Consider the following 13,466-nt stretch of genomic DNA (forward strand, 5'->3'; position numbering starts at 1 on the left):
TCGTTGATTAATGAGGGCGACATGCGCCGTGCCAGGGAAGATTCGTGTTGGCGTATTTATGATGTCGATCATACTCAAAGCTGTCAATGCTTTTGATTATGATCGACATCATAGTATGATGAGGACATTGCTTTGAGATGCAGAGGCGCAGGAAATGAAGATCACCAAGGCGCAATCGCTCGCCAATAGAGCTCACATCGTCGAGACGGCTTCAGAGCTGTTTCGCGAGCGTGGCTACGATGGCGTGGGGGTGGCTGAACTCATGGCAGCAGCCGGATTTACGCAAGGCGGTTTCTACAAACACTTCGGCTCCAAGGCTGATTTGATGGCTGAAGCGGCAGCGAACAGTCTTTCGCATTCGCTGACCAGTTCCGAAGGTCTCGAAGTTGCTGAGTTCATCGATTTGTATGTGTCGAGGGATCACCGAGACGGCAGGGGCAGCGGTTGCACCATGGCGGCCCTTTGTGGAGACGCTGCGCGTCAATCAGATGAGTTGAAAGCCACCTTTGCCAGCGGGGTAGAAAGCACGCTGGCAGCGCTCGAAGAAAAGTACAAGGCGAGGCAAGACGCGCCGCAGGATGGGGTACGGGCAAAAATGATCGACATGCTGGCGCATGCAATCGGTGCGGTCATGTTGTCGCGCGCCTGCCCAGATGATTCTTCTCTGGCTGATGAAATACTCGACGTTTGCCACGCTGAGATAATTGCGTCATTGCCGTTGTCGCCAGTCAGTGAGCCGCAGGGGAACACATAAATGGACGCTTTCTGGCAGATCTTGATCATTTGGCCGGGCATTGAAGGTGTTGCGAGAGATGTTGTCGTTGAGACAATGGACGGGAATCACCGAACCTTGAAAGAGTGGAAAGCGACATATGGTTCCGACACCGTCGAATCCTGGCTGACCAAATGAGTTTGGTTTGAGTACAAAAGGGCCCGAGAGGGCCTTTTTTGTTTGGTATGTAATGGCTTACCGGGACGGAAAAACGGCCCGACACTTTCTGGAGAATTTTGAGAAGTTGGCAATGAGAGTCACAGGGACGAGTTGGTACAGTTTTGCTTACGGCGTCTCACCATTTGTCAGCAAACCGAATCGTTCATCCGTACAGTTGGCCGTCAATGAAATATGACGGCCTTCAGTTGGGGCTCTTAAGCCTGTAGTTATCCTAGAAGTGCCGCGTCGCCGAGGCGATCTTCACTAATCGGCACCGAAAGGCACCAGGTGAACATCAGCTGTATTGATTTGCCGAACCGTCAGCGGGTTTGGGTTTTCTGGAACAGGTCAACTGGTAAGCAATTGCCAACCATATGAACCACCCCGGCATGACAATCAAGGCAATTCGGGTGTCTGGTCTCAATGCCAGCAGACAAAGAACAAAGCCCAGAAAGGCCAAGGAGAACCAGGCCATCGGCACGCCGCCAGGCATCTTGTAGATCGATTTCGCATGCAGTTCAGGACGAGTTTTGCGATAGGCAATGTACGACGCGAGGATAGTCGACCAAGTGAATATCACCAGGATTGCTGACACGGTAGAAACGATGGTGAACGCTGTCATCACTTCTGGAACTATGAACAGCAACAGCACGCCGACCAGCATCAACAGTGTGGTGAACGCCAGGCTCAGCAAAGGAACGCTATTGCTCGACAGACGCCGGAAAATCCCCGGAGCATTGTCCTGATTGGCCAGTCCAAATAGCATGCGACTGGATGAAAATACGCCACTGTTGGCCGATGAGGCGGCGGATGTCAGTACTACAAAGTTGACGATGCCGGCTGCTGCGGGAAACCCTGCGACCAGAAACAGCTCGACAAAGGGGCTCTTGTTGGGCGAAACCTGTTGCCAGGAAGTCACTGCAATAATGCAGGTCAGTGCCAGCACATAGAACAGGATGATTCTCAGCGGAATCGAGTTAATGGCTTTAGGCAGGGTCTTCTCGGGGGATCGCGTTTCGGCGGCTGCAGTACCGATCAGCTCGGTGCCGGCAAAGGAGAAGATTGCCATCTGGAATCCTGCAAAGAAGCCAAACAGGCCGTTGGGGAAGGCGGCCTGTTTATCCAGCAAGTGGTTCAGGGATGCGGTGACGCCACTGGGTGATACAAAGGAGCTGGCAATCATCACCACGCTGACGCCAATCAGGGTGACGACGGCAATGATCTTGATGATCGCGAACCAGAACTCCACTTCACCAAAGAGCCTGACAGTCAGCACGTTCAACGCGAACAGTGTCATCAGCATGCCGATCGCCGGTATCCAGGCGGGTACATCGGGGAACCAATACTGAAAAAACCCACCCACCACGACTGCATCACCTATCACTGCAACGCTCCAGCTTAGCCAGTATGACCAGCCGAGAAAGAATGCTGCGCGTGGGCCAAGATAGGCACCGGCAAAATCCGCGAAGGTTTTGAAGTTCAAGTTGGAAAGTAACAGTTCGCCCATGGCACGCATGACGAAGTAGACGAACAGACCGATGATCATATAGATGAGGATGATAGACGTGCCGGAGAGGGCGATGATCTTCCCGGAACCCATAAACAGACCGGTACCGATGGCGCCTCCCATGGCCATTAACTGAATGTGACGATTGCTGAGCGTGCGCTGCAGCGCGGGCTGTTCAACCCGCTCGGACGGAGTCGATTTCATTACAAAACCTCTTGATTTTATGTTTTTGAGTTTTGGCAGAAAAGTGGGTGTTTAGCGTTCTTGTTGGAGATGTAACGGCTACTGACGGTGGTGATTTGCTGGCGGCAGGGTTGGTCCTCCACTCACACGGTGAGTAGCCCCTTGGCACTTTGCTCAGGGGCATCACCAATGGCTATCAACTCACTGTGCGCAGGCGTGAGGGGACGATTGCTGGCTGCTGATCAAGCAGTTGGTAGAGGTTTTTTATGTTGTCAGGCGTCGGCACCAGATGGATGCACTCACCGATTGCATGCTCCCGCGCCAGGTCATGCACGTAGCGCAGTGACGAAAAGTCTTCGAGGGCAAAACCCACCGAATCGAACACGGTGACCTGTGCGTCGTTCTCGCGGCCCGGGACTTCGCCCTGAACAATCCGGAAGAATTCGACGACGGGAGAGTCGGCTTCCAGCTGTTGAATGTCGCCTTCAATCCGGGTTTGCGGTTCGAATTCAACGATGACCCGGGCGTTTCGCAGGATGTCGGCGTGCAGTTCGGTTTTGCCTGGGCAGTCACCGCCTACGGCGTTGATATGCATGCCGGGCTCAATCATCTCGGGCGTCAGAATCGTTGCATAGGACTTGTCTGCGGTGACCGTGGTGACGATGTGCGCGCCCTTGACCGCTTCCTGTACCGAGTTGGCCAGAATCACCTCAATTTCCGGGAATGCTGACAGGTTCTGCTTCAACTTAAGTGAAGCGTCGCGATCGATATCGAAAATGCGGATTTCCTTGATGGACAGCATTTCGTGGAAGGCGAGGGCTTGAAATTCGCTCTGGGCACCGTTTCCGATGATTGCCATGGTGCTTGCACCCGGGCGCGCCAAGGACTGCGCGACCAGGGCGGAGGTCGCTGCCGTGCGCACAGCTGTGGTCAGCGTCAGTTCACTGAGTAAGGTGGGATAGCCACTGTGGACATCGGCCAGGACACCGAAGGCCATGACCGTCAGCAAATTGCTTTGACCGTTGCCCGGGTGACCATTCACGTATTTGAAGGAGTATTGTTGGCCATCGTCGGTGGGCATCAACTCGATCACACCGTCGGCCGAATGATTGGCGGTACGGGGCGACTTATCAAACCGCGCCCAGCGCAAATAGTCCGCTTCAATATAAGTAGCCATTTCGCGGATTGCCCGGCGGATTCCCACCGTGGCGAACAGGCGTGCAGCATGATCGACGTCTATAAAAAGAGTCATGTTTTTATTCTCCGATTCAATAGTTGAAGCGTTGCGATTCAGGGGATGACTCAGGCGCGTTTGCTCTCGTAGCCATGCAGTACGTTGACCGCATTGATCCCGATCTCATCGACCATGTAGCCGCCTTCCATGACGAACAGGGTGGGGCAGCCGACGCTCGCAATCAGCTCTCCGATGCCGATGAAGTCTTCACTTTCCAGCAGGAAGTGACTGATGGGGTCGTCCTTGAACGTGTCGACGCCCAGTGAAATAACCAGCACTTCAGGCCCAAATTGCTGGAGTTTCTTGCAGGCGTGTAGCAGGGCGTTGCGGTAGCTTTCCCAAGTGGTGTTTTTCGGCATCGGGTAGTTCAGGTTGTATCCTTCGCCTTGCCCTGCGCCGACTTCGTGGCTGAAGCCTGAGTAGTACGGGTAGGACACCGCCGGTTCCCCGTGCAGCGAGACAAACATGACGTCACTACGCTTGTAAAAAATGTTCTGGGTGCCGTTTCCGTGATGAAAGTCGACGTCTAGTACGGCGACACGTTTGGCACCTTGGGTAATGGCCTGCTGTGCAGCAATGGCGGCGTTGTTGAGATAGCAATAGCCGCCCATGTATTCACGCGCTGCGTGATGGCCGGGCGGTCGGCACAGGGCAAAAGCACTGTCATGGCCTTCATCGATCAGTGCCAGTCCGGTGAGGGCGATGTCGGCACTGGTTTTCACCGCTTGCCAAGTAGTGGCGGTAATCGGGGAGCCGGCGTCCATGGCGTAGAAACCGAGCTTGCCGTCGATGAACGTCGGGACTTGCTCGTTGGACAGGTCACGCACTGGCCATACCAGCGGTAGGGCGTCGTGCGTACGTCCGGTCGCGCACCATTCTGACCAGGCGCCTTCTAGAAAGCTGACGTAGCGCTCGCTGTGCGCATTGACGTAACACGACCGGTCAAATGCTCGCGGTTCGACGATCTGGCCAAGGCCTACCTGCTTGACACGGTTATGGACGGTATCGGCCCGACTGGGCTGTTCGAACGACGGCTTGAGGACGCCGTCTTTCAATTCGGTGCCGTGGTGCAAGCGGTGGGAATCACTGAAAACTGTAAACATTCTGCGCATCCGTTAATGTGAGCCAGTGCAAATATTCTGTTCCGGCCGGGATGCGCTTTCTTTGCTTTGTTTTCGTGGTTTGCTAGATTATTCGGGCGTTTTTACTCTGGAATGGCGTAATGCAAAAAAAATTATCCAAACGCATCAGTCTCGACGATACCGACTTGGCAATCCTCGCATTGCTGCAAGAAGATGCGAGTATTTCCAACGCTGAGCTCAGTGAGCGCTTGTCGTTAAGCCTGACACCTTGCTGGAGGCGGCGTAAGAGAATGGAGGAGGCGGGCGTGATTAAGGGCTATCAGGCGAACCTTGATCGACGAATGTTGGGGTTGGATATTATGGCGTTCGTGCACATCCGTTTTTCCACCCACGCCGATCACGCTCCCGACGCTTTCGAGGCTGTGATTGCTCAATTACCTGAAGTGTTGTCCTGTCACAAGATCACCGGGGATGCCGATTACGTGCTGCAAGTGTTGGCAGAGGATCTTGATAGCTACAGTGACTTTATCGAGCAGGTGCTCAGGCGTCAGGTGGGTATTGCGTCCATCCAGTCCAGTCTGGCTTTACGCGAGGTCAAGACCAGTAGCCGTATAGCGATACCCAAATCGAGCAAGGAGTGAATGGGCAAGGGTTGGATCACCTTTTGAAACCAACCGACTCCATGACCAACACATGGTAGTCCGCGCTAGATCATCTTCTGTAATATGCAACGCATATCCCACTACGAGCGTTGAAAATGGAGTTTCACTCGATTCTTGCTTTTACCCTGGTCGCTGCGATTGCCATTGCGAGTCCAGGGCCTGCGACCCTGATGGCGATCAACAACAGCTTGGCCCACGGACAGCGCAGCGCAGTGTGGTCGTCCCTTGGTAATGCGAGTGGCCTGTTCTGCCTGTCGAGCGCTGCCATGCTGGGGCTGGGGGCGTTACTTGCCAGTTCCGAATGGTTGTTCAATGCGGTGAAGATCATCGGTGCCGGCTATCTGTTCTACCTGGGGCTAAGGCAGTTGTTCAAAAAGAGCCCGATGCTCGCGGAAGGTATGCAGGATGGCTCGAAGAAGAGCAGGCCCACTCGCTTAAAACTGTACAAGTCGGCTTTCCTGACGGCGGTGACCAACCCTAAGGCGACGATGTTCTTCACTGCGCTGTTCCCGCAATTCATCGATCAGAGCGCGACGTTGCTGCCGCAGTTCCTGATCCTCACCTCGATCTTCATGGCGTTGTCGGTTGCGTCGCTGAGCCTGTATGCGGCGCTTGCCTCCCGGGCCAAGGGGGTGCTGACGCGGCCTGATTTGTCCCGGTGGGTTAGCCGGGTGGTAGGGTCGACGTTCATCTGCTTCGGGGCCGCCATCCTGACCATGCGTCGACAGGCTGCATAAGAAGAGGGCGGCTAGTCGCTTGTTCGGGCCATCGAGGCCCGGCTAGCCAACCTAACTTGAGACCTACTCACTCTAGTGTCATGAGCACCGCAAGCGTGATGTTGATGAACTCTTCGTTCTTTTTGATCGTTGCCAGCGCTCTGCGCGCACACAACTAAATCTTATAGCGATGCCCTAACCACTAATGGACAATCAACTGGCTGGGCTCCCGATACGTCGAGGGTCTCGATCAGGTGCCGGGCAGCCTTGCGACCGATCTCGTAGTACGGCAGTTGCACCGTGGTCAGCGGCGGGATGAACAGCTCAGCAATACCGATCATGTTGTCGTAGCCGAGCACGGCGACATCGTCGGGAATTTTCAGGCCACGGCCCAACAATAGCTGATAGGCACAAAAGGCAATGCGGTCGTTGCCACAGATCAGAATGTCGAATTGGGGACGACCCTCAATGATGTGCCGGTCGAGGATGGCTGCGGTTTCACCATAGGCATCATGATCGGAAAGGTCGTATTGCAGCAGTGCGTCAGGCGCCAGGCCGAATGCCTGACAGGCACGCTGCAGGCCTTTTTGTCGCAGGCCCCAGGCCAGGCTCTGTTTGGGCAGATTGATACACAGAGGGCGCCGATAGCCCTGGCTCAACGCGTGATGTACGGCGCGATACTGCCCCGATTCGTCGTCCGGCACATAACTGACCAGGTGACTGTCATCGGCCAGGCAATTGGCGAGTACCAGTGGTTTGCTCTTCAATCGCTCGGGAATGCACACCTGGCGAAACCCCATGGCGCTGAAGATCAACCCGTCGGGACGGTGCGACAACATCAGGTCGATGTTCTGGTCGGTGGGCGGGTTGCTCAACAGGTTAAGGATGAACACATTCCAGCCGGCTTGCTGTGCGGTCTGTTCGATGGACAGCAACAGTTCGACCGCGAACGGTGTGGTCGCGGTGTCCAGCGCGAACACTCCGATGGTTCGCGACTGGAGGTTGTCGCCGCGCATCTTGCGCGCCGACAGGCTCGGTACGAACTGCAGTTCATCAATGGCGCGACGCACCCGCAGAAGGGTTTCGGGGCTCAGTTTTTCCGGATTATTGAGCGCTCGAGAAACCGTCATCAGGGACACGCCGGCCAGCTGTGCAACGTCTTTCACTGAAGTCATGCGAAGTGAGGCCGGTCAGGTTGACGCAGAATCATGACACAGGGCCCGGGCTTCTCGCGACCCGAATGACGCTGCTCATAGCCATCCAGAGCCGAGAGGCCATGCCTTGGGAATCGAGACACGCCCGCCACTTCCGCTGGCAAACAGCTTCACGCCCAGACTGTCGGGCCCCGGATAGAAGCGACTGCTGAGACTGAAGCGCCCGTTCTCGTCGAACACTTCGATGGACGAGCGATCGAGAAACACACGCAGTTCCAGTCGCTCTTGTGTCGGGTCTATCGCCACGCTGCGCTGACCGGTGACTTGTGCACTCGAGCGGCTGCGGTCAAGCACCAGGCGCTGCAGTGATGCATCGTAATAGAGCAGGGTTTCTTCTTGACCATCATCGCTGCAACGCAAGGCGATTCCCAGGTGGCCGTCGGTGCAGCCGAGCAAATCCAGATGCACATGGATTTCGAGCCTGTCGCCATTCACTTCCCGCACCCATCGGGCTCCCGAACCATCCCACCAGGACGTGCCCGGTAATGGCTCCTTGCGCAGTGCGGTGAGCTCCCGTGCCGGATACACGCAAAGACGATCTGCATGCAGTTCAAGTTCGCGCGGCAACCCGAGCATGCCGCACCAGTGATGGGCCTGGCTCGGCATCGGGCTTTCCCACATGTCGAGCCACGCCCACACAAGGCGCCGACCGTCGGCGGCCAGTAGCGTTTGCGCGGCATAGAAATCGTGGCCGTTATCCAGCTCGATAAAAGGCCCGCCGGTGAAGTGCCATTCGCTGTCGAGTCGGCCCACTCGATAACCGGTCTGGTACTTGTTGAGCCGTTCGTAACCCTCGGGTTGCATGCCCTGGGGGGAGTACAGCAGCACATCGCGCCCGTTCAGTCGGAACAAATCCGGGCACTCCCACATATAGCCATCGCCCTCGCTGCCGCTGGACACATAATCGAGGAACTCCCAGGCGTGCAGATCCGTGGAGCGGTATAGCGGCAGTAGCGGTTTATCACCCAGACGCGCGCCGGCAATCAGGTACCAATAGTCATCCTCCTGCCATACCTTGGGGTCACGAAAGTGCATGATCGTGTCTTGCGGCGCGTTCTCGATGACGGCGCCATGCTTGACGAACCGGATGCCGTCAGTGCTGGTGGCCAGGCACTGGACTTGGCGGATCGAGCGTTCGTCACCCACTTCCCCCAGCCAGGTGTGTCCGGTGTAGATCAGTGCCAGAGTATCTCCGCACACCACTGCGCTACCGGAAAAACATCCGTCACGGTCGAAGTCGTCGCCGGGCGCCAGTGCAATGGGCAAATGTTGCCAATGGACCAGATCGACACTTTTGGCATGCCCCCAATACATCGGGCCCCATTTCGCTTCGAAAGGGTGGTGTTGATAGAACACATGGTATTCGCCACGAAAGTACACCACCCCGTTGGGGTCGTTCATCCAGCCCACGGGGGGGGCAAGATGATAATCGGGTCGATAATCGTGGATGACACGAGACAGGCCATCACTCAGCGCATGCTGCGCAATCTCAAGGGCAGCGGACATTGGAACACTCATGGAATTCAAAGACACAGTCATAGGGCGCCTGCTCGTGCCGAGCGTAGAGGGACGCCAGGCAGGGTTTCAATGGCGTGTGGGTGGCGCTTCAAGGCCGTGCCGTCGGCGTCGAACAGGTGCAGCTTGTCGACGTCCAGTTGCAGCTCGACCCGATCGCCCGCCTGCCATCCGGCGTTGACCTCACAACGACAGATCAGTGGCTCGTCCTGACCTGTCTCGAGGTGCACATAGGTTTCGCTACCCAGGTATTCGACCGCGGTCACGACGACGCCGGCGGTTCCCTGCGCCGCCTTGAGCGACACGTGTTCCGGGCGAATCCCCAGGCTCAGCTGCGCGTCCGCTGTCAGGTTCGAGCTGTCGAAGGGCAGGGAGGTCATATCCAAGATAGGGCAATCGACCAGGCTGGTTTCGCCTGGAGCCTGCAGGCGCGCTGCAAGAAAATTCATTCTGGGTGAACCCAGGAAGCCGGCGACAAAACGGCTGGCCGGGCGCTCATAGAGTTCGCGCGGTGAGCCGACCTGTTCGACGCGACCGCCATTGAGCACGACAATTTTGTCGGCCAGGGTCATCGCTTCAACCTGATCGTGGGTGACGTAGATCATGGTCGAGCCCAGTCGAGCATGCAGTCGGGCGATTTCGTTGCGCATCTGCACGCGCAAGGATGCATCCAGATTGGAGAGCGGCTCATCGAACAACAAAATGTCCGGCTCACGCGCCATGGCTCTGCCCATTGCCACACGCTGGCGCTGCCCTCCAGACAGTTCTTTTGGCTTGCGTTGCAGCAGTTTGTCCAATTGAAGGATTTGCGCTGTTTTCAGCACGCGCTCACGCAGGCTGCTCTTTTCAGTCTTGGCCAGTTTGAGACCAAAGCTGATGTTGTCGTAGACGCTCATGTGCGGGTACAGCGCATAAGACTGAAACACCATGCCGACGCCGCGCTCGCGCGGCTCCAGGTCGTTGACCCGTCGCCCGTCGATCAGCAGGTCGCCGCCGCAGATCGAATCCAGTCCGGCGATCAGTCGCAGCAGAGTCGACTTTCCGCAGCCCGAAGGGCCAACGAACACCACGAATTCACCCGTAGCGATTTCCAGGTTGACGTCGCGAAGAATCCGCGCGCCGCCCAATTGTTTGTTCACGTTGTCTAGCTTCAACTTGATCACGATGCTGTTCCTTGTAGTTGTCGGGCATCAACCCTTTAACGCGCCGGCAGTGAGACCGGAAACGATTCGGCGCTGGAAGATCAGCACCAGAATCACCAGTGGGACGGTGACCACCACCGATGCGGCCATCAACAATCCCCAAGGCAGCTCATGAGGACTCCCGCCGGAAATCAAGGCGATGGCGACCGGCACCGTGCGTTGCGTGTCGGTAAGGGTGAAGGTCAGGGCAAACAGGAACTCGTTCCACGCGGCGATGAAGGCCAACAAGCCAGTGGTGACCAGTGCGGGCCAGAGCAGCGGCAACAGCACGCGGATCAGCGTGACCCAAGGCGACGCGCCATCCATGATTGCCGCTTCTTCCAGTTCATGCGGCAGTTGCCCCATGAACGTGGTCAGCACCCAGACGGTGAAAGGCAGGGTGAAAATCGTGTAGCTCAGGATCAACGCCCAGGACGTGTTGTACAGACCCAGGGCGCGGATCACTTCGAACAGCCCCGACAGCACAGCGACCTGGGGAAACATCGACACGCCTAGAACCATCATCAACACCGTGCCACGCCCTCGGAACTTCACCCGGCCCAAGGCATAGGCGGCGGTCAGGCTAAGGAACAGCGCCAGCGTCACCACACACAGCGCCACCACCAGCGAATTACCGATCGCCCGCAGGAATGAAGCTTGATGGAGTACCGCCGCGTAGTTGGAGAAGTCGGGGTTGTCGATCCAGTAGCTCACCTCGAACAAGGCGCTGGACGGCTTCAGTGAAGTCACGATGGCGTAGTAGAAAGGGAAAACCGCATACAGCAGCAATACCCCGATCAGGCACCAGAACCCGAGGCGCAACAGTGCTTTTTTCAGTAGGCGCAGGTTCATGACCGGACCTCCAGTTGACGGCGTCCGAGGTAGAGATAAAGCATGGCGATCACCGCAACCACTAGAAACAGCAGCGTCGAGGCCGCGCTGCCGTAACCGACGTCCTGGAACTCCACCAGGTGCTGGCGGGCATACACCGACATGCTCATGGTGCTCGACGAGTTCGAGGTCAGCACATAGATCACATCGAACACCCGCAGCGAGTCGAGGATGCGGAAGATCGCCGCCACCAGCAGTGCGGGCATCAGCAGGGGAAGGGTGACACGCCAGAACACTTTCAGCGGATGAATGCCATCGACCCTCGCGGCTTCGTAGCAATCGCTCGGCAACATCTGCAAGGCCGCCAGCATCAGCAGCGTGACAAACGGCACGGTCTTCCAGACGTCGACGAGGATCACCGCCCACATCGACAGGTCCGCATCGGCCGTCCAGGCCAGGGGCGCGTCTATCAGGCCGAGGCTCAGCATCAGGTGATTGATGATGCCGAACTGGTCGTTAAGCATCCATGACCAGATCTTTGCCGAGACAATGGTCGGAATCGCCCAGGGAATCAGAATCATCGCACGCACCAGGGAACGGCCTGTGAACTTGATGTTCAGCAGCAACGCCACTAGCAGTCCCAGCACGACTTCCAGTCCCACCGACACCACGGTGAAATGCAACGTGTTGCGCACCGCGTTCCACCACTGAGGATCGACCAGGATGCCCGACCAGGTGGAACCGTTGTGAAACAGATAATTGCTCAGGCCGACGAAGGATCCGCCAGCGGTGTCCGACAGACTGGCGTCGGTCAGGCTGAACCAGAATGTACGCAGTAGCGGCCAGGCTGCCACCAGCGTCAGACACAACAGCATCGGTGTCAGAAACAGCCAGGCGGCGCGTACCCGGCGTCGTTGTACGGGCGTTTCCCTGGTGAGCAGAAGCTCGTCACAGGGGACATGGGTCGTAGAGACAGACATGGTGATTTTCTTCCTTGTGGCTTACCAGTTCCGGCGTTTGATGCGCGTGAGTTCGCTTTCCAGCTCGGCCAGCGCCTGATCCACAGGCAACTCGCCCGCCAGCACACCATGCACTCGATCGAAGAACGCATTGGAGACCCGTGGATAGCGATCAGCAGTGATGGAGGCGGGGCGCATGACCCCATCGTTGAGAATGCTGTGCAGCTGAGCGTAATAAGGCATGGCCGCGAGCAATTCGGGATCCTGATACAGCGACTCGATAACCGGGTTATAGGCGCCGATCAGGGCACGGCGTTTTTGCTCTTGGGCACGGGTCAGGTAGCTCACCAGCTCGGCGGCAAGTTTTGGATGGGCGCTGTAGCGCGATACCGCCAGGCCCCAGCCACCGAGGGTGGAAGCATGGCTGCCGGTCTCGCCGCCACGGGGCAGGGGAGCGACGCCGACTTTGTCTTTTACCGCACTGTCCTGGCTTTGCACCAAGGCCCAGACATAAGGCCAGTTACGCATGAACAGCGCATTGCCCGATTGGAATACGCCACGTCCTTCTTCCTCGGTGTAGTTGAGTACGCCACGCGGGGAGATGTCTCCTATCCAGCTTTTCGCCAGGGTCAACGCCGTTCTTGAGGCCTGGTTGTTGACAACGATGTCGCCTTGCGGATTGACCAGCCCGCCTTGCGGTTGGCTGCTGATCCACTCCAGCGCATTACACGTCAGGCCCTCGTAGGCGCGCCCCTGAAAGATGTAACCCCAGGCATTGGGGTTCCCGGCAGTGCGCTCGGCCTGTTGAACATTCCGGGCGGTCGCGGTCATTTCTTCCCAGGTCTGGGGAACCGGCTGGTTGTACTTTTCGAGCAAGTCCTTGCGGTAATACAGCAGGCCCGAGTCGGTGAACCACGGCATCGTCACCAGCCGTCCGTTCACCGTGGCGTTATCCACTTGTGCCTGGAAGTAGCCTTGGGTCGCATTGGCGGGAAGCACCTCGCGCAGATCCATCAGATGTTTGGCCAGCATTCCCGGCCACACCATATCGATTTGAATGATGTCGATGTCGCTGGACTGCGCACTGAGGATCTGTTGGTAGAACGACAACCGCTCGGTTGCCGAATTAGGCGTGGAAACCACTTCAACGTGGTTGCCGGTCTGTTTCGACCACGCCTCGACAGCCTCCTTGCAGAGTTGTAATTCCGCCCCCACCGCGCCGCAGGAGATCGTCAAATCAGCTGCGCTCGAGAGGGATGGAAGGCCGGCACAAAGGGTGAGCAGTGCTGCTGGAAGAAGAGATTTAAGCGCTTTCATAAAGCCCTCTTTATTTTTGTTTTTAGAAAAGTTAACGTTAACATCGCCAAATGTAGCAGCGTCTTTGCGATGAGGCACCTTTTTTTTCGTCGATTGCGACAATTCGCAACTCATGAAAAATGGCCGGTCGCGGG

Annotated in this window: 12 protein-coding genes and 1 pseudogene; 4 read left to right on the plus strand and 9 right to left on the minus strand. The window is 57.0% G+C overall.

What is annotated here, in order from left to right; translation table 11 throughout:
• Positions 1 to 154: 154 nt before the first annotated feature.
• Both WHX55_RS11280 and WHX55_RS11285 read left to right on the plus strand, forming a co-directional pair.
• Positions 155 to 754: a TetR/AcrR family transcriptional regulator gene (locus tag WHX55_RS11280; RefSeq protein WP_150727219.1), complete on the plus strand. Its 600-nt coding sequence runs from the start codon at positions 155 to 157 to the stop codon at positions 752 to 754.
• A gap of 63 nt (positions 755 to 817) precedes the next feature.
• Positions 818 to 910, plus strand: a pseudogene (locus WHX55_RS11285) (transcriptional regulator); the annotation flags it as partial.
• 316 nt (positions 911 to 1,226) lie between these two features.
• On the opposite strand, the gene WHX55_RS11290 reads toward WHX55_RS11285, so the two are convergent.
• The 3 genes from WHX55_RS11290 to WHX55_RS11300 form a co-directional block, all read right to left on the minus strand.
• Complete coding sequence (locus WHX55_RS11290; RefSeq protein WP_353742613.1) at positions 1,227 to 2,642, minus strand: amino acid permease; 1,416 nt, start codon at positions 2,640 to 2,642, stop codon at positions 1,227 to 1,229.
• 175 nt (positions 2,643 to 2,817) lie between these two features.
• Complete coding sequence (locus WHX55_RS11295) at positions 2,818 to 3,873, minus strand: ornithine cyclodeaminase (RefSeq protein WP_353742614.1); 1,056 nt, start codon at positions 3,871 to 3,873, stop codon at positions 2,818 to 2,820.
• A 50-nt stretch (positions 3,874 to 3,923) separates the two neighbouring features.
• Positions 3,924 to 4,958: a histone deacetylase family protein gene (locus WHX55_RS11300; RefSeq protein ID WP_150752375.1), complete on the minus strand. Its 1,035-nt coding sequence runs from the start codon at positions 4,956 to 4,958 to the stop codon at positions 3,924 to 3,926.
• A 119-nt stretch (positions 4,959 to 5,077) separates the two neighbouring features.
• Here WHX55_RS11300 and WHX55_RS11305 point away from each other — a divergent pair, with 119 nt between their 5' ends.
• Both WHX55_RS11305 and WHX55_RS11310 read left to right on the plus strand, forming a co-directional pair.
• On the plus strand, positions 5,078 to 5,578 hold the full coding sequence (locus WHX55_RS11305) for an Lrp/AsnC family transcriptional regulator (protein ID WP_056724899.1): 501 nt from the start codon (positions 5,078 to 5,080) through the stop codon (positions 5,576 to 5,578).
• Between the two features lie 116 nt (positions 5,579 to 5,694).
• Positions 5,695 to 6,336: a LysE family translocator gene (locus WHX55_RS11310; protein ID WP_150727223.1), complete on the plus strand. Its 642-nt coding sequence runs from the start codon at positions 5,695 to 5,697 to the stop codon at positions 6,334 to 6,336.
• 161 nt (positions 6,337 to 6,497) lie between these two features.
• Here WHX55_RS11310 and WHX55_RS11315 read toward each other — a convergent pair whose 3' ends face one another.
• From WHX55_RS11315 to WHX55_RS11340, 6 genes are all read right to left on the minus strand, one after another.
• The gene (locus WHX55_RS11315) at positions 6,498 to 7,490 is read right to left on the minus strand and encodes a LacI family DNA-binding transcriptional regulator (protein WP_353742615.1); all 993 of its coding nucleotides are present in this window, start codon (positions 7,488 to 7,490) and stop codon (positions 6,498 to 6,500) included.
• A 75-nt stretch (positions 7,491 to 7,565) separates the two neighbouring features.
• A complete protein-coding gene (locus tag WHX55_RS11320) occupies positions 7,566 to 9,068 on the minus strand; it encodes a glycoside hydrolase family 32 protein (RefSeq protein ID WP_353742616.1) in 1,503 nt (500 codons plus the stop codon).
• Positions 9,065 to 10,207 (minus strand): sn-glycerol-3-phosphate ABC transporter ATP-binding protein UgpC, encoded by a 1,143-nt coding sequence (gene ugpC / locus WHX55_RS11325; protein ID WP_151213069.1) that lies wholly within the window; start codon positions 10,205 to 10,207, stop codon positions 9,065 to 9,067. The genes WHX55_RS11320 and ugpC overlap by 4 nt, the downstream gene beginning before the upstream one ends.
• A gap of 27 nt (positions 10,208 to 10,234) precedes the next feature.
• Positions 10,235 to 11,077 (minus strand): carbohydrate ABC transporter permease, encoded by an 843-nt coding sequence (locus WHX55_RS11330; protein ID WP_151213068.1) that lies wholly within the window; start codon positions 11,075 to 11,077, stop codon positions 10,235 to 10,237.
• Complete coding sequence (locus WHX55_RS11335; RefSeq protein ID WP_150727228.1) at positions 11,074 to 12,036, minus strand: sugar ABC transporter permease; 963 nt, start codon at positions 12,034 to 12,036, stop codon at positions 11,074 to 11,076. Before WHX55_RS11335 ends, WHX55_RS11330 begins: the two co-directional genes overlap by 4 nt.
• A gap of 21 nt (positions 12,037 to 12,057) precedes the next feature.
• Complete coding sequence (locus WHX55_RS11340; protein WP_150727229.1) at positions 12,058 to 13,332, minus strand: ABC transporter substrate-binding protein; 1,275 nt, start codon at positions 13,330 to 13,332, stop codon at positions 12,058 to 12,060.
• Positions 13,333 to 13,466: the final 134 nt, after the last annotated feature.

The sequence above is a fragment of the Pseudomonas fluorescens genome (assembly GCF_040448305.1).
Classification (GTDB): domain Bacteria; phylum Pseudomonadota; class Gammaproteobacteria; order Pseudomonadales; family Pseudomonadaceae; genus Aquipseudomonas; species Aquipseudomonas fluorescens_BH.